Raw genomic sequence first — 16,037 nt, 5'->3', positions numbered from 1 at the left:
GGGACGGCGACGGGCCGCCCAGAAGCCCCGAACGGAGTCGGTGACGGCGACCATCGGCTCACGGCGCATGCTCCGAAGGTCGCCCCGGGCCGGGCCTGCGGGGCCCGTGCGATGGCGTAGCCCGTACCGGGGCGGCACGGAACGGTCCCGGACACGCCAGGAGCGGGCCGCCGTCGAGGGGCCCGCCCCTGGTGTACCGCCTGCGTCAGATCCGTACCGGACGGGGTGGAGGGCCGGGGTGTGTCCCACGGCCCCACGCGCGACAGGCCGGGGTCTGTCCGGTCAGCCGGCCAGGCCGTGCCGGTGCGCGTAGAGCGCCGCCCGCAGCCGGTCCGACTGCCCCGTCTTCCGCATCGCCTGGGTGAGGTGTTTCTTCACCGTCGCCTCGGCCAGGGCGAGTTCACGGCCGATCTCCGCGTTGCTCAGGCCCCGCGCGAGCTGCGCCAGCACCTCGCGCTCCCGGCCCGTCAGCCCGCAGTTCTGCGGCAGTGGTTCGGTGGCGTGCCGGTCCAGGCCGGCCGGATGGACCCGGGCGGGCGGCGGCGCCGGCAGAAAGACCGTCCCGCCCGCGGCCACCATCGAGACGGCGCCGATGATCCGGTCCTCCGCCAGATCGAGCGGGAAGCAGCCACTCGCCCCGGCGAGCAGCATCCGGCTCGCCTCCGTGGTGGACTCGGCCCGGCGCAGCAGCAGGATGCGTACGCCGGGGGCGCCTTCCTGGCCGCGCAGCCGCGCGACGGCGGACAGGTCGTCGCCGAGTGTGTCGCCGCCTCCCAGCAGGATCACATCGGGGCGGGTCCGCCGTACGGCTTCGAGAGCGCGGCCCGCGTCGCCGGAGCTGCCGACCACCACCATGTCCGGCACGGGACCGAGGACGCTGCGCAGCCCGGCACTCGCCACCGGATGGCGTTCCACCAGGAACACCCGGGTGGCCGACGTCCCGCCATGGGCGGATTCGGTGCACAGCGGGTGTCCGCAGGCGCAGCCCGCGGGCGCGCGGTTCAGCCGTGCGGGGGCGGTCCGGTCCGGCCCCCGGTCCTCGGGGTCGGCGAGGAGCTGGTGGCCGGCGATCAGATCGAGCGGATTGTCTATCTCGTTGTGCAGTGCCTCGGCGCCGGCCTGTGCGAGCGGGGTGCGCGGCTGGCGGCGGCCCGGCTGCCGTCTGCCGCGCGCGGCGCCCGGGTCCACGACATCGGTCAGCAGCTCCACGGCTCGCCACCTCCCGGGCGCGAGGCGGTGGTTCTTGGTTCGTGTTCTCGGAAAAGGTATGGCATCGCGGTGCGTTCCCCTCGGGTACGACGGTGATGCCGGAGCTCTCCGCGTATCCGCTGACCTGCGGTCAGGCCGAGACCAGCCTGCGCACGGGGAACGGGAAGGACCCGGCCGGAGGAGGAGGCGCCACTGTCCGGGGAAATGAGCCGGAGGTCAGCGCCCGACGCGTGCGCTACAGAGCTCGTCGAAGCACCTGCGGTGCCACGAGCCGCCGATACCGACCAAGGTGAAGTCGGTTCGCGGGATAGCCATGCCGTCAGCGTAATGAGGGGCCCGGCGCCGGTCAACGTCGGCCGGTGCACCGCCGGTCACGGGGCCGGCCCTACCGGGCCCCGCGGATCCTATGACCCGGAGTATCAGCATGAACTGCTGCCTGGCTGTGGCCTGTTGACATCCCTCATTGTTCGACTCAGCGGCCGGTCCGGCCCGCCGGCGCGGCGGGCCCCACCCCTCCGGGCCCCGCGGGCCGTCGACGACCCGGGGGTCGCCGGGGACGACGTCCCGTCCGGACGGCCCTCAGTGACGGACGCCGCCGGCGATCCGTGCCCTCGCCCAGGACCGTTTCCGTCACCACTCCGCGCCAGTCGATCCGCCTGCTGAAGGGACCACTCATGTCCGGCCACTCCCGTCCGCCCGCCACCGGTCCTTCCGGTGTCCGCCCCGGGCGGGCCGAAGGGTGAGGGGATTCCTGCTGCGCCGGCTGCTGCTCGCCGTGCCCACCGTGCTCGGAGTGACGGTGGTGGTCTTCGCGACGGTCGCGCTGATCCCCGGCGACCCGGTCGGCGCCCTGCTCGGCCCCGGCGCGCCGCCCGAGTCCCGGCGGGAGCTGGCGGACCGGCTCGGCCTCGGTGAGCCGCTCCCGGTCCAGTACGCGAACTGGCTGTGGCACGCGCTCCACTTCGATCTGGGGGTCTCCATCTCCGCCCAGCGGCCGGTGGCGGAGCTGCTGCTGCCCGCGCTCGGCCAGACCCTGATCCTCACAGCCGTGGCGTTTCTGCTGGTCATCACCGGCGGCACGGTTCTCGGCGCACTCGGTGCCCTGCGTCCGCGCGGGCCGCTGGGGCGGCTGTCGAGCGCGCTGACCACCTTCTCGGTGTCCGCTCCGCAGTATTCGGTGGCGCTGCTGCTGATCGCCGTCTTCGCCGTGTGGTGGCGTCTGCTGCCCGCCGGTGGCACGCACGACGTGTTCGGCGGGGGCGGTACGTCCGATCTGGCCCGGCATCTGGTGCTGCCCGCCGTGGCCGCCGCGCTGGTCCCGCTGGGGCTGACCGCCCGGGTGTTCGGGACCGCCCTGGGCTCGGTGCTCGCCTCCGACCTCGCGGACAGTCTGCGGGCCCGCGGGCTCAGCCGGGCGGCCGTGCTGCGGCACTGCGTACACAACGCCTCTCCCGCCCTGCTCACCATCGGCGGGCTCCAGCTCGCCTACCTCCTCGAAGGGGTGGTGTTCGTGGAGACCCTCTTCGCCTGGCCCGGTGTCGGACGGCTGCTGTACGACGCGCTGACCGCCCGGGACCTCCCTCTTGTCCAGGGCGGGGTGCTGGTGGTCGCGGTCGCGTTCGTCGGCGTCAATATCGTGGTCGACGCGGCGCACGCGCTGGTCGATCCCCGGATCAGGGACGCGCGATGAGCCGCCTCAAGGGGTACGGGCCCGGGCTGCTGGTGCCCGCAGGATGCGCCGCCCTCCTGCTGCTGCTCGCTCTCGCCGGTCCGCTGCTCACGCCGGACGACCCGGCCGCCGGAACGCTGGACGACCGGCTGCTCGACCTCTGGAGCCCCGGCCATCCGCTGGGCACCGACACCCAGGGCAGGGATGTGCTGAGCCGGCTGATCGCGGCCACTCTCCCGTCGCTGGCGGGCGGGCTGCTGCCGGTCGCGGTCGCCGCCACCGCGGGCCTGCTGCTGGGCACGGCCGCCGGTCTCGGCGGCCGGATCACCGAACAGGCCCTGCTCCGGACGCTCGACGTGCTGTACGCCTTCCCCGGTGTGCTGCTGGCCATCGCCGTCGCCACGCTGCTGGAGCCGGGGCTCGGCACCACCGTGCTCTCCCTGTCCGTCGTCCTCACACCGGCCGTGGCCCGGGTCGCCTTCACCGAGGTGCAGCGGATCCGTACGGCCGAGTATCTGGAGGCGGCCCGGGTGAGCGGCGCGGGCCGGACATCCGTCGCGCTGCGTCAGGTGGCCCCGGTCGTGGCGCCCGTCGTCCTCGTCTACTGCTCGTCCCTCGTCGGCCTGTCCATCGTCTACGCGGCCGGGCTCTCCTTCCTCGGGCTCGGTGTGGCACCGCCCGCCGCCGAGTGGGGCGCGATGCTGGACGAACTGCGTCCCGCTCTGCTGACCCATCCGGCCGTCGCGGTCCTGCCCGCGGTCACCATCCTTCTTGTCTCGGTGGTCTTCAACACCCTCGGCGAGGCCCTGCGCCGGCGGATCGGCGACAGCCGGGCGCTGCTCCCGGAGGCCGTCCGGTGAACCGTCCCGCGCAGAACGCCGAAGCCCTGTCGGTGACCGACCTGACGGTCAGTCACCCGGGGCCGGACGGCCCGGTACCGGCCGTGAACGGAGTGTCGTTGCGCATCGAGCGGGGCGGTGTGCTGGTCCTCCTGGGTGAGTCCGGGAGCGGCAAGACCACCGTGGCCAGGACCGTCCTCGGCCTGCCCGGCCGCGGCGCGGCGGTGGCCGGGAGCGTACGGCTCGACGGCACCGAGCTGCTCACGCTGGACGAACGCGCGCTGTCCCGGATACGCGGCCGGCACATCGGTTACGTACCGCAGGACCCGACGGGGGCGCTGGACCCGCTCCGCCGGATCGGTCCCCAGCTCGTCGAGGTGCTGCTGCGCCACCGGATCAGCGCGGGACGCCGGGCGGCGCGGGCCGCCGTACCGGCCCTGCTCGCACGGGCCGGGATCGGCGAACCCGAGCGGATCGCCCGCAGCTTTCCCCATGAACTGTCCGGGGGGCTGCGCCAGCGTGCGGCCATCGCCCTGGCCGTCTCCTGCGGTCCCGGGCTCGTGGTGGCGGACGAACCCACCACCGCGCTGGACGCCGTCGTCCGGTCCCAGGTCCTCGATCTGTTCCAGTCCCTGCGGTCCGCGCACGGGATCGCCCTGCTGCTGGTCACCCACGATCTCGCGGTGGCACGGCGGATGGGCGGCCGGATCGCGGTGATGCGTGACGGCCGGATCGTCGAGACCGGCGACGCGGACCAGGTGCTCTCCCGGCCCGCTCACCCCTACGCGGCCGAGCTGGTGGCCGCAGAGCCGGGAGCCCGCCCATGACCGACGCCCTGCTCACGCTCACCGGCGTGTCCAAGCGCTACCCGGGCGCGGCCGGCCGGCTCGCCCTGGACCGGGTCTCGTTGACCGTCGCTCCGGGAGAGACCGTCGGCCTGGTCGGCGAGTCGGGCTCCGGCAAGTCCACACTCGCCCGGCTGAGCCTCGGCCTGCTCGCAGCGACGCACGGCACCGTACGGTTCGCCGGACACGACCCGTACCGGCTGCGGGGCCGGCCGGGCCGTCCGGTGCGCGCCCGGTTGCAGTTCGTCCCCCAGCACCCGAGGGGCTCGCTCAATCCCGCTCTGCGAGCGGGCGACGCGGTGGCCTTCGCCCTGCGGACACACGGCACTCCCAGACGCGAACGGCCCGAACTGACGGCGGAGTTGTTCCAGCAGGTCGGTCTCGATCCGGCGCTGGCGCGCCGCTATCCGCGTGAGCTGTCCGGTGGGCAGCTCCAGCGGGTGGCGGTCGCCCGCGCGCTGGCGACCGGTCCCGAGCTGCTGGTCTGCGACGAACCGACCTCGGCGCTGGACCGGGGGGTGCAGGCCCGGATCCTCGACCTGTTCACCGAGCTCCAGGAACGCCGGGGACTCGCCTATCTTTTCATCTCCCACGATCTCGCGGTGGTCCGCCGGCTGGCGCACCGCGTGGTGGTGCTGCGGCACGGCCGGGTGGTGGAGGAAGGTCCGGCCGAGGCTCTCTGGGCCGCACCCCGTCATCCGTACACCCGGGCCCTGCTCGCCGCGGCGACCGGCGCCGGGCCCGGGGCCGGCTCTGCCACCGCCGTCGCCGGCACTTCCGCCCCTACCGAACTGTCCGCGCCACGCTGACCGGTCCACGGAATCACCAGCACCCAGAGGAACCACATGACGCACCGCCACCCTCACCACCGCCTCCGTGCGAGAGCGGCCGCCCTGCCCGCCGCGGCCCTGCTGTCCGCCGCCGCTCTCCTGCTCACCACCGCCGGCTGCGCACCCGGCTCCACCGCCGGAGCCGGTACGAAGACCTCAGGACGCGGCGGCACCCTCGTCATCGGAGCGACCGGGAAGCTGCCCAACACCGACACCATGATCGGCGGCGCCGGTTTCGAGGGAAAGCGGCTGGTCAGCTTTCAGCTCTACGAGGGCCTCACCCGCTACGACCTGTCCAGGACGGACGCCCCGCCCTCCGTCACCGGTGCGCTCGCCACCTCGTGGAAGGTCGCGGCCGACCACAGGACCTGGACGTTCACTCTGCGCGAGGGCGTGACGTTCCAGGACGGCACCCCGTTCAACGCCGAAGCGGTCCTCTTCAACCTCGACCGCTATCTCAACAAGAAGAGCGAGTACTACACCGACGCCCTGGGCGCCGCCGCGGGAGAGTACGCCGGCGGAATCACCCGCTACCGCAAACTCTCCGACGGCCAGGTGGAGCTGGTCACCAGAACGCCCAACGGCCACTTTCCCGAGGACCTCGCGCATGTCCTGATCGCCAGCCCGGCCGCGGTCCGCGCGACCGGCTCCGCCGACTTCTCCGAACACCCCGTCGGGACCGGTCCTTTCTCCTTCGTGTCCCAGCGAGCGGGCGAGCAGATCGACCTGGTCGCCAACCGCTCCTACTGGCGGGGCGCCCCGAAGCTCGACAAGCTGGTGGTCAAGGCCCTGCCCGACGCCGCCGCCCGCACCGCCGCGCTGCGTTCCGGCTCGGTCAACTGGATCGAGTACCCGAACCCGGACGACATCGAGACCCTGAAGGCCGACGGCGCGCAGGTCGTCACCAACAACTACGACCACCTCTGGTACTGGATCCTGGACACCGGGAAGGGCCCCTGGAAGGAGCTCAAGGTCCGGCAGGCCGCCAACTACGCCATCAACCGCGAGGCGATCGCCGACACACTGCTGCACGGCACCGCGGACCCGGCCTACCAGGCCGCGCCCCGGGCCACGCTCGCGTACGACAAGGCCGGCGACACCTACGCGTACGACCCGGCGAAGGCCAAGCGGCTGCTCGCGGAGGCCGGATACGCGGACGGCTTCAGCACCTCGGTGACCGTCCCCACCGGTGGCTCCGGCAATCTGCTGCCGGTCCCGATCACCGAGGCGCTCCAGCGCGATCTGGCCGCCGTGGGCATCACGGCGGAGATCCGCACCACCGACTGGTCGACGCTGATCAGCGCCGAGGCGAAGGGCTCCGTCACCCTCGGCTCTGACGCCATCGCGCAGTCCACCACGCTCTTCCAGTCCGAGGCGCTGCTGCCGCTGTTCATCGGCAGCGGAAGCCCGTTCTGGACCGGCCACTACAGCAATCCGAAGGTGGACGCGCTGCTCGCCTCGGCGGCGGCCTCACCGGACCGGAAGGCACGGCAGGCGGACTACCGGCAGGCGCTCTCCCTGGTGACCAGGGACGCGCCCTGGCTCTTTGTCGTCAACGACCGCAATCCACGGGCGCTCGCCCCGACCGTCCACGGCCTCGTCCAGCCCCAGTCCTGGTTCCTCGACCTCACCACCGTCCGCGTCGGCGACTGAGCCACCCCGCACGACCCCCTCGTACCGCACGAAAGGACGGCCGGTTCCATGACCGCCGAGCACTCGCCGCACTACCATCCCGCCGTCGCGCCGGCACTGAAGTGGGGCGTCACACTGCCCTTGCCGGGGCTGACCATAGACCGGCACCGCTTCCTGGTGGAACGGCTGCCCGACCTCGGCTACACCGACGTCTGGAGCGCGGAGGGCGGCGGCACCGACGCCTTCACACCGCTGGCGGCGACGGCCGCCTGGTCGCCGTCCCTGCGGATCGCGACGGGGATCGTGCCGGTGCACACGCGGGGGCCCGCCGTGCTCGCCCAGACCGCCGCGACCCTGGCCCAACTCGCCCCCGGGCGGCTGCTGCTGGGACTTGGCGCCTCGGTGCCCGCGCATGTCACCGACATCAACGGCATCCCGTTCGACGAACCCTTCAAACGCACCAGGGACGTCCTGCGCTTTGTCACCCGGGCGCTGCGCGGCGAGCACATCGCCGGGGACTTCGACACCTTCTCCATCACCGGGTACCGGCTGCCGCATCCGCCCGCCGACCCGGTGAAGGTGATCCTCGGCGCGCTGCGCCCCGGCATGCTGCGGCTGGGCTTCACCGAGGGCGACGGAGCGATCACCAATCTCCTCTTCCCGGAGGACGTGCCGAAGGTGCTGGACGCCGTGGGGCCGCAGCCTCCCGGCAAGGAGCTGGTGGTGAAGGTGTTCGTGTGTCCCACCGAGGACACCGATTACGCGCACCGCGCGAGCAGGCCGTTCCTGGCCTGGATCCTCAACCGCGAGCCGTACCGGAAATTCCACGAATGGCTGGGTCACGGTGAACTCCTCAAGGAAACACACGAGTTGTGGGCTGCCGGGGATCCCGAGGCGGCGCAGAAGGCGCTGCCCGACGAAGTGGTCGACGGGCTGTTCATCAGCGGGTCGCCCGAGGAGTGCCGGGAGCGCATCCTCAGCTATCACCGGCCCGGAGTGACCACCGTCCAGCTCTATGTGTCGCTGCCGCCCGAGGTGTTCGTGAGCAGGGCGCGGCTGCTGGACACACTGGCCAGGCTGGGGCCCGCCGCCCGGTGATCCGGGGCGTGTGCGGTCCGCCGAAGGAAAGGGTGAGGAGTGCGTATGGAGCTCGACCTGCGAGGGGGCGTACGGGCCGCTCCGGTACTCGGCCGCACGCCGCACGAGCGGCAGGCGCTGCGGTTCGCCCCGGACCCGCCCGAGCGCGACGCGGACCCGGACCATGTGGCGCGCGCCGCCCGGGAGAACGAGGAGGACGGGCTGGACAGCGCGCTGGTGACACAGTCCAGCTCCTGGCCGGACCCCTGGCTGGTGGCCGCCTGGGCGCTGGCGGCCACCAGCAGGTTACGGATATCGGTGGCGCACCGGGCGGGGACGACGGCGCCCACCTCGGCGGCCCGCGCGCTCGCCACACTGGACCGGCTTTCCGGTGGGCGCGCGTCGGCCCATGTGATCATCGGTTCGAGCGACGCGGATGTCGCACGGGACGGCGACACCCTGCCGAAGGCGGAGCGCTACCGCCGGGCCGCCGAGTATCTGGAGGTGTTCACCAGGGCGCTGGCCGGGCGCGCGGAGTTCGACTTCGAGGGGGAGTTCTACGCGGTACGCGGCGCCCGGTCGGGCCTGCGCCCGCGACCGCGCGCCGAGCTGCTGTCGTTCGGGGGCTCGTCCCCCGAGGGCGTGGACCTCGCCGCACGGTTCGCGGAGGTGTACGCGGTCGCGCCGGGACCGCTGTCCGCGACCCGCCGGCGGATCGCCGGGGCCCGGGCGGCAGCCGCCGCGCACGGCCGGACCCTGCGGATCTGGCGTCATGTCACGCTGGTGCTGGCCGCGACCGACGAGGAGGCGGCGGAGCGTGCCCGGCGCATCGCCCGGGATGTCGTACGGCTGACGACGGACCCGGACAGGGGACACCGGCTGGACGCGGTCCAGTTGGACCGGGACCGGGAGCGTGGCCTCGTCGGATCGGGCGGTGAGCGGGAGCGGGCGACCGTCTATGTGCGCCGGGCGCTCGCCGCCGCGTTCGTCGGTTCACCGGAGAGCGTCGCCGAACGCATCGGCTGGCTGCGGGCCGCCGGAGTGGACATCGTCCAACTGGACATGGCGGTGGAGACGGACGAGGACCGGGAGCTGCGCCGCGCACTGGTGGCAAGGCTGCGCAGCGGATATCTGCCGGCCCCCGCGCGCTCGGGGCCCCATTACCGCCGAGGCTGGTAGCCGGGGCGCCGGGCTCGCCAGGGCCGTAGGAACGGTGGGCGACGGCGCCCGGACGGCGATGGCCGCGTGCGCCATCCGGTGAACAGTCCCCGGGCGGGACTCGGTCATGTCCCGCCCGGGGGCCCGCTCGCTACCGGAGCCGGGGCAACGGTGAACCGTCCCGGGTCAGACTGCGGTCACGGGAAGGATCGGACGCGTGCTGCCGTCCTCCGGGCACGTCCAGGAGGCCACGCCGTCCACCACCTCGGGCACGGCCGGGTGGCTGTGGCCCGGACAGGGAGGCGCCGGAGTGCCCCCGGTGTGCTCCAGCACACCTTCCTGGAGTTGTTCGGCCAGCAGCGCCACAGCTTCGTCCACCGTCAGGGACTCCTCCAGAAGCACACTGGTGGAGGAGTCGTCGTCGAACGCGAGCGTGACCAGCACGGCCTCGCCGTCCTCCACCTCCGATTCACCGGGCTCCGCTTCTCCGTTCAGGCGGAGACGGGAGGAGAAGGCGCTCTCCGTGGCCGGCGCCCCGGAATCCCGCTCAGCGACCACCGCCGTCGCGTGGAGCGTGTGGCCGGCGGGATCGCCGAGCTGGCGCAGAATGATGTGGGCCCATCGCAGGGCCGAGGCGCTGGTCAATTTCATCACGCCACTTCGTCACTTCTTGGCCCTGACGTCCGCCGCCCAGGTGAGGGAGCCGGTGCCGGTCCTCCCGCCGATATTGACCCGGAAGGTCATGTAGTCCTGGAACTGCACCCGATCGTCGTGCTTGACCGGCTTGAGAGTGCCGTGGAAATGGTAGCTCTTGCCCACCACATGCCCGGCGTTCTTCGGCTTCCTCTTACCGTTGTTCCACCAGGAGACGCCTCGCTCATTGACGTTTCCGGTGATGAGGGACTTCACCCGCGTGGAGATCTTGTAGCCCCAGTTGATGGTGCCGTACCGGCAGTTGAAGCGAGCGCTCAGCGTGCCGTTCGCGTCGCTCCAGCTCGGATTCCTGTCGCAGCGGAGCGTCCCCGGCCCCTTCTTCAGCCCGGCCCCGGATCCCGGCTGCCAGGCACCGGACACGAACTCTCGCGCGGCGGTCCGGCCCCCGGCCGGCCGACCGCGGACGATCGCGGCGATACGCTGCCTCTCCGCGCGGGTCAACTTGAGCGGTACGCCATGGGACTTGGCGTCCAGCACCACGCGCAGCGTCGTCTCCGACGTGGCGGTGGCGGTGGTCGAGACAAAGGTCCTCTCCTCGGCGGGAGGCGCCACACCGGCCACATGTGTCCCGCCTGTCGCCGCGTTGTTCGTCGCGGGCGCCGCGTGGGTCCCCGCCGTACCGGACGCCGTCACCGCCAGGGCGAGACAGACGGACGCCGTACCGCTCCTCCACGAAACACGCATGCCCTTGGTCTCCTCTACTCGCTGTCGCGACCGGCCAGGGGCTCCGCGCCCCGGGTCCGTCCACCGGACCGGATCTCGCGAGCCGGCCCGCAGGACGCAACCGCCCGAGCGAGCCGGGGTCCGGCGGACAGTGGCTCGCGAGATCGGTCTGTCGCATGGGGCACGAGAATCTCGCATCCCCGCCGAGTCGAGGGCGTTTTCCCAGCTCAATCACCTGATGGAGTGATGCGGCCGGGCGCCGCGCCCGGACCGGCCGCAGCCGGGCGGACGGGGGCGGCCGGGACGGGGCGGGTCCCGGCCGCCGTCGGTCAGGCGCTCTGTCCCGCCCCGGGCCGCAGCGCGGGAAAGGCTTCCACGAGGCGTTCCGGAGCGGCCTGGGTCCACGAGTCCACCAGGATGTCGCGCAGTTCGTCCAGGTCCTCCAGAGTGCGCAGCCGCACCCGTACCCACGCGGAACTCGCCTCGTGCGGCGGCACCCAGAACTTCTCCGGCTCCGCCGCGATCAGCTCGTCCCGCTCATGCCTCGGGCACCGTACGGCGAACGACGTCTCGTCGTCCGGGACGGTGATGAACATCTTTCCGGCGACCCGGAAAGTGGGCATGCTCCACGCTTCCTTCTCCACCGTTTCCGGAAGGGACATCGCGATACGGCGGACATCATTCGCATCAATCACGGTGACCACCGTAGACGGCGGTCGCGGCTGGTGGTGAGCGGGCCGCCGGCCGTTCCCGAGGCGCCCTGCCCCCTGGCCAATACGGTTGGAGCCGAGGGGAGTTGACCAGCCGGAGCGGGCTCGGGTGCCGGTGGGAGGCCGACGGTGACAGCCCCGCCCGGCGGTCCGTGGAGAGGCTCGTGACGTCATGGACCCGGCGCGCCGCGCGCTAACGGCCCCGGGGGGCAAGCCACACGAAAGGTGCGTGCTTGACCCACACGGCCTCTCATAACAACCCACTCTATTTATGAGGACCCTACGGTAGTAGGAACTGGAAAGCCCGCGGATAGCCGTGGGCCTGTTCCCGCAGAAAGGACACCACGTGTCCCCACGCATTCTCGAAATGCCCGGACGCCCCCTGCGTCCTGCCACCGTCCTCACTGTCACCGCCGTGTTCCTGGCGACCCCGCTATGTGTCACGCAGGCACATGCCTCGCCTTCCGTCTCCGGCAGCAACCGCGCCATCGCGGCCAATATGCTCTCCCCTGCGCAGTACCGGTGCCTCAACCGTCTTTGGACCCGCGAAAGCGGCTGGAACCATCGAGCCGGGAACCCCAGGTCCGGCGCGTACGGAATTCCCCAGGCGTACCCCGCCCACAAGATGGCATCGGCCGGACCGGACTGGCGCACCAACCCCCGCACGCAGATCCGGTGGGGCTTGAAGTACATCAAGACCCGGTACAAGACCCCCTGCCGGGCCTGGAGCTTCTGGCAGAGGAACAACTGGTATTAAGGGCCGTAATCCCCGGCGGGCGTCCGACGACTGCTACGGCGCTTTGCCACGCACCGCATCCGACACCGCGCCGATCCGCCGGACATTACGGAAAAACCCTGAGCGTGGGAGAATTCTCGGATTCATCTTTTCTCTTCATGGGCCCGACCAGTCCACGGAAGTGCTTTCCGGCCACCGGGGCGAATCCCTTCGCACAGGAGACGACCCCCGACCGTATTCAGGCGAAATTCATTGGATGCCCGATGTTTCGCTTTCCCGCTCCGTGCTTTCAGGTGTGTTCCTGAAATTCCGCGCCGTGGAGGAAAACCGCCCGGTGCCCGGGCGGTCCGATTCGGGCCGGGTTCTCGTCCGGCATCCGCGGAGCGGGCACGCACAGTAATCCCGGTGGATCGGCGCGCGGCGTCGGATGCGGTGCGTCCCACAGCGCCGTAGCTGTCGTCGCGCGCCCACCGGGGGCACGGGATGCCCCAACGCTCTCCGCCGCCGTCGGCGCGGCAGCGGAACGGCCTCCGATGCCCCCTGTCCGCACGGGAGTTGACCACCCACGGCGGGGCCCCCTACCTGGGCGCGATGCCGTCCTGCTGCCACGCCCCGGCACCACCGCGTCCCGTGACGCCGCTCCACGGGGTGTCTCCTACGGGGTGTCGCCCCGCCAGTCCCATCGCCGCGGATCGGTGTCACGGGGTCCGTATTCCGCGTGACCGCCCGCCCCGTACGAACCGATCTCGGTGAGCAGCGCGGCCCCTTCGCGCAGCCGCCGGTCCGGCCAGCCCGTGACGTCGAGCAGCAGCCCGTCGAGCGGGCCGCCCACCAGTTCCCGGTAGACGTGTCCCGGCTGAGGCCCCGGGTCCGGATCATCATGGTCGGCGCCGTACACCCGGCGCCGCATCAGCTCGTCCATACCGGCAGCATCCCAGCCGCCACTGACACCGGCCGATATCGGGCACCGGCGACAGCGGCCGGCGGACCCGGTGACGCCGGGCCCCGTATGCCGCGGGCCACCGGCGAAGTGACGCAGGACACCTGGTCACCCGCGCAATCCCGGGTAGTCGGTCAGGGGGGTTCCGACAGTTCTCCGGCTGCCGGGAAGGCCGCGCCGGGCCCTGGGCCGGAACCGCGCGCTCTCGAAATCCCGCGGTCGGCCGATGCCGTACGCTTCCGAATGATTGCCATACTTCAACTCTTTACTACTAAGGGAGCGCGCCATGGCCAAGCAGGACACGACCGCGGGGCTGGTAAGACTGCTCGCGGCAGACGACCAGGACTTGGCGGCCCAGTGGGTGGACCATGTCTCGAACTCCCTCAGGGGCCGGGTGAGCCGGGCCGAGCTGGACCGGGAGCTGAACGAGCTGTTCACCGCGCTCGTCGAGGCACTGCGCAACGGCGCCGCCGACGCGCACTCCGAGGGGATGTCCGAAGTGCGGGCGCTGCTCACCGAGTTGTCCCGGAACCGGGCACGGCAGGGCTTCACGCCGACCGAGACGGCGGTCAGTGTCTTCGCGCTGAAGCAGATGATCGAACCGATCCTGCGGGACGGTTCGACGGAGGACGTCCAGGCGTATCTGCGGTTGAGCAGGCTGCTGGACGATCTCGGCCTGTTCACCATCGAGACCTACACGCGGACGCGTGAGGAGCTCATCAGCGCCCAGGCCGACCAGCTCATGGAGCTGTCCACGCCCGTGGTCAAGCTCTGGGACGGTGTGATCGCCGTACCGCTCGTGGGGACGCTGGACTCCGCCAGGACCCAGGTCGTGATGGAGAAGCTCCTCCAGGCGCTCGTGGACACCGGCTCGGAACAGGCGATCATCGACATCACCGGTGTGCCGGCGGTCGACACCCAGGTCGCCCAGCATCTCCTCAAGACCATCGTGGCGGCTCGTCTCATGGGCGCCGAGTGCACCGTGTCCGGTATACGCCCGCAGATCGCGCAGACCATCGTCGCGCTGGGGATCGAGTTCGGCGACATCGTCACCAAGGCGAGCCTGGCGGACGCCCTGCAGCTCGCGCTGCGGAAGTCCGGCGTCGACCTGGTGGCGCACAAGGGCGGCCAGCGGTGACCGAACGCGTACCCGTTCTGCAGATCGGCGATGTCCTGCTGGTCTCCATCCAGGTCGACCTGGAGGACCAGACGGTCCTGAACCTCCAGGAGGACCTGGCGGAACAGATCGTGGCCAGGGCGGCGCGCGGGGTCGTCATCGACATCACCGCCGTCGAGATAGTCGACTCCTTCGTGGGACGCATGCTGGCCACCATCGCGGCGATCTCCCGCATGCTCGACGCCGAGACCGTTGTGGTCGGGATGCGTCCCGCCGTGGCCATCACCCTGGTGGAACTGGGCCTGTCGCTGGGCGGTGTACGCACCGCGCTCGACCTCGAGAAGGGGCTGGCCCTGCTGCGGCGATCCGACAGCCGCACGGACCGGGCATGACCGCGCCCTGGACCGCGGAGGAAGAACCGCAGACCCACCCCATCACACGCAACGACGATGTCGTACGGGCACGGCAACTGGCCCGAGTCCTGTCGCAGCGGTGCAAACTGTCGCTCGTGGACCAGACGAAGTTCATCACCGCGGCCAGTGAGCTCGCCCGTAACACTCTGGTCTACGGAGGCGGCGGCGTACTGCGCGCGGGGCTGGTGCGCAAGAACGGGCGGCTCGGTGTGGCCGCGGTGTTCGAGGACTCCGGTCCCGGCATCCCGGACATCGAGCTGGCCATGACGGACGGATGGACCTCCGGCGGCGGACTGGGACTCGGACTGAGCGGCGCCCGCCGTCTGGTCGACGAGTTCGCCCTCGACACCGAGGCCGGACGCGGCACCACCGTGACGGTGATCAAATGGGCCCGGTGACCGGCACGCCGGTAGTGCTGGACTGTGAGGACATCGCCTGGTTCCGCGACGATCCCTCTCTGCCGTCCGCCGCGCGAGGAGCCGCCGCCACACTGGCGCGCCGTATCGGCCTGGACAGCCACCGCGCGTCTGAGGTCGCCCTGGCTGTCACCGAGGCGGCGACAAACCTGAGCAGGCACGCGGTCGACGGGTCACTCCTGCTGCGTGTGCTGCGCACCGAGAGCGAGGCGGGCGTCGAGTTCATCACGGTGGACGCCGGTCCCGGTATGGCCGATGTGGCGACCGCGCTGTCCGACGGCACCTCCACGGCGGGCACACTCGGCATCGGGCTCGGCGCGGTGGCCCGGCTCGCCGACGCGTTCGACATCCACTCGATTCCCGGCCGCGGCACCGTCATGGCCGCGCAGTTCTGGGCCCGGAGCCCCGGCTCCAGGGCAGCCGGCCGGCCCGCCGTCCAGGGCTCTGTCGCGGCGGGCATCACACGGCCCATCAGCGGCGAGACCAGTTGCGGCGACGCCTGGGCCGTCCGCGTCGACCCCGGTACGGCCGACCGTCCCGACGGGCCGCGTACGGATGCGCGCGGGCCCGCGCTGCTGGTGATCGTGTGCGACGGGCTCGGGCACGGGCCGCTCGCCGCCAGGGCCGGTGAGGCGGCCGTCAATGCCTTCAAGCGGACTCCGGCGCGCCGCCCCGAGGAGATCTTGCGCGAGGTCCACACCGCTCTGCGCGGCACGCGTGGTGGCGCGGTGGCGATCGCCAGGATCGAACCCGAGGCGCAACGCCTGCTGTACTGCGGTATCGGAAACATCAGCGGTTTCCTCATCGGTCCCGATGCGCGCAGCGGGCTGCTGTCGGCGCCGGGCATCGTCGGGCAGCAGATGCGCAGCCTGCGCACCTTCGAGGTGCCCCTGGTCCCGGGCGGGGCGCTCGTCATGCATTCGGACGGTCTGACCGAACGGTGGACGACGGACAAGATGCCCGGCCTGCTCCAGCACACTCCGGCCGTGGTGGCCGGGCAGTTGCTGAGAGAGGCGGCGGTCCGCCGCGACGACGCCGGGATCGTGGTCGTCAAGGGAGCTTGGTGATC

General features: G+C 71.8%; 17 protein-coding genes. 12 read left to right on the top strand and 5 right to left on the bottom strand.

Annotation, left to right across the window (positions count from 1 at the left end):
- Nucleotides 1-282: 282 nt before the first annotated feature.
- Nucleotides 283-1,209: a response regulator transcription factor gene (locus ABZ707_RS21515; protein WP_360177155.1), complete on the bottom strand. Its 927-nt coding sequence runs from the start codon at nt 1,207-1,209 to the stop codon at nt 283-285.
- Between the two features lie 739 nt (nt 1,210-1,948).
- Here ABZ707_RS21515 and ABZ707_RS21510 point away from each other — a divergent pair.
- The 7 genes from ABZ707_RS21510 to ABZ707_RS21480 are packed head-to-tail and all read left to right on the top strand — an operon-like array spanning nt 1,949 to nt 9,280.
- Complete coding sequence (locus ABZ707_RS21510) at nt 1,949-2,899, top strand: ABC transporter permease (RefSeq protein ID WP_360177152.1); 951 nt, start codon at nt 1,949-1,951, stop codon at nt 2,897-2,899.
- Entirely contained in the window at nt 2,896-3,738 is an 843-nt protein-coding gene (locus tag ABZ707_RS21505) for an ABC transporter permease (protein ID WP_360177149.1), read from the top strand. Before ABZ707_RS21510 ends, ABZ707_RS21505 begins: the two co-directional genes overlap by 4 nt.
- Nucleotides 3,735-4,544 carry an ABC transporter ATP-binding protein gene (locus tag ABZ707_RS21500; RefSeq protein WP_360177146.1) on the top strand — a complete coding sequence of 270 codons (810 nt, stop codon included), beginning with the start codon at nt 3,735-3,737 and terminating at the stop codon, nt 4,542-4,544. The genes ABZ707_RS21505 and ABZ707_RS21500 overlap by 4 nt, the downstream gene beginning before the upstream one ends.
- Complete coding sequence (locus ABZ707_RS21495) at nt 4,541-5,371, top strand: ABC transporter ATP-binding protein (RefSeq protein WP_360177143.1); 831 nt, start codon at nt 4,541-4,543, stop codon at nt 5,369-5,371. The genes ABZ707_RS21500 and ABZ707_RS21495 overlap by 4 nt, the downstream gene beginning before the upstream one ends.
- Nucleotides 5,372-5,407: 36 nt before the next feature.
- Nucleotides 5,408-7,045, top strand: a complete 1,638-nt coding sequence (locus ABZ707_RS21490) for an ABC transporter substrate-binding protein (protein WP_360177140.1) — start codon at nt 5,408-5,410, stop codon at nt 7,043-7,045.
- 48 nt (nt 7,046-7,093) lie between these two features.
- Nucleotides 7,094-8,122, top strand: a complete 1,029-nt coding sequence (locus ABZ707_RS21485) for an LLM class F420-dependent oxidoreductase (RefSeq protein ID WP_360177137.1) — start codon at nt 7,094-7,096, stop codon at nt 8,120-8,122.
- Between the two features lie 45 nt (nt 8,123-8,167).
- Nucleotides 8,168-9,280 (top strand): LLM class flavin-dependent oxidoreductase, encoded by a 1,113-nt coding sequence (locus tag ABZ707_RS21480; RefSeq protein ID WP_360177134.1) that lies wholly within the window; start codon nt 8,168-8,170, stop codon nt 9,278-9,280.
- A gap of 165 nt (nt 9,281-9,445) precedes the next feature.
- On the opposite strand, the gene ABZ707_RS21475 is transcribed toward ABZ707_RS21480, so the two are convergent.
- The 3 genes from ABZ707_RS21475 to ABZ707_RS21465 form a co-directional block, all read right to left on the bottom strand.
- Complete coding sequence (locus tag ABZ707_RS21475) at nt 9,446-9,910, bottom strand: hypothetical protein (RefSeq protein WP_360177131.1); 465 nt, start codon at nt 9,908-9,910, stop codon at nt 9,446-9,448.
- 12 nt (nt 9,911-9,922) lie between these two features.
- Nucleotides 9,923-10,657, bottom strand: a complete 735-nt coding sequence (locus ABZ707_RS21470; RefSeq protein ID WP_360177128.1) for a hypothetical protein — start codon at nt 10,655-10,657, stop codon at nt 9,923-9,925.
- Nucleotides 10,658-10,965: 308 nt separating this feature from the next.
- The gene (locus tag ABZ707_RS21465; RefSeq protein WP_360177125.1) at nt 10,966-11,331 is read right to left on the bottom strand and encodes an MmcQ/YjbR family DNA-binding protein; all 366 of its coding nucleotides are present in this window, start codon (nt 11,329-11,331) and stop codon (nt 10,966-10,968) included.
- 361 nt (nt 11,332-11,692) lie between these two features.
- On the opposite strand from ABZ707_RS21465, the gene ABZ707_RS21460 reads away from it, so the two are divergent.
- Entirely contained in the window at nt 11,693-12,103 is a 411-nt protein-coding gene (locus tag ABZ707_RS21460) for a transglycosylase SLT domain-containing protein (RefSeq protein ID WP_360177122.1), read from the top strand.
- A 634-nt stretch (nt 12,104-12,737) separates the two neighbouring features.
- Here ABZ707_RS21460 and ABZ707_RS21455 read toward each other — a convergent pair.
- On the bottom strand, nt 12,738-13,004 hold the full coding sequence (locus ABZ707_RS21455; RefSeq protein WP_360177118.1) for a hypothetical protein: 267 nt from the start codon (nt 13,002-13,004) through the stop codon (nt 12,738-12,740).
- A 304-nt stretch (nt 13,005-13,308) separates the two neighbouring features.
- Between ABZ707_RS21455 and ABZ707_RS21450 the strand changes: the two genes are divergently transcribed.
- Genes ABZ707_RS21450 through ABZ707_RS21435 form a run of 4 tightly spaced genes read left to right on the top strand, consistent with a single transcriptional unit; the run spans nt 13,309 to nt 16,035 of the window.
- On the top strand, nt 13,309-14,160 hold the full coding sequence (locus tag ABZ707_RS21450) for an STAS domain-containing protein (protein ID WP_360177115.1): 852 nt from the start codon (nt 13,309-13,311) through the stop codon (nt 14,158-14,160).
- Nucleotides 14,157-14,531, top strand: a complete 375-nt coding sequence (locus ABZ707_RS21445; protein ID WP_360177112.1) for an STAS domain-containing protein — start codon at nt 14,157-14,159, stop codon at nt 14,529-14,531. Before ABZ707_RS21450 ends, ABZ707_RS21445 begins: the two co-directional genes overlap by 4 nt.
- Nucleotides 14,528-14,950, top strand: a complete 423-nt coding sequence (locus tag ABZ707_RS21440) for an anti-sigma regulatory factor (protein ID WP_360177109.1) — start codon at nt 14,528-14,530, stop codon at nt 14,948-14,950. Before ABZ707_RS21445 ends, ABZ707_RS21440 begins: the two co-directional genes overlap by 4 nt.
- Nucleotides 14,938-16,035, top strand: coding sequence for an ATP-binding protein (locus ABZ707_RS21435; protein WP_360177106.1), 1,098 nt, complete (start codon nt 14,938-14,940; stop codon nt 16,033-16,035). Before ABZ707_RS21440 ends, ABZ707_RS21435 begins: the two co-directional genes overlap by 13 nt.
- The last annotated feature ends 2 nt before the right edge of the window (nt 16,036-16,037 follow it).

The organism is Streptomyces sp. NPDC006923 (assembly GCF_040635655.1).
In the GTDB taxonomy this organism is placed as follows: Bacteria; Actinomycetota; Actinomycetes; order Streptomycetales; family Streptomycetaceae; genus Streptomyces.
This window is presented reverse-complemented; position numbering and strand designations above follow the sequence as displayed.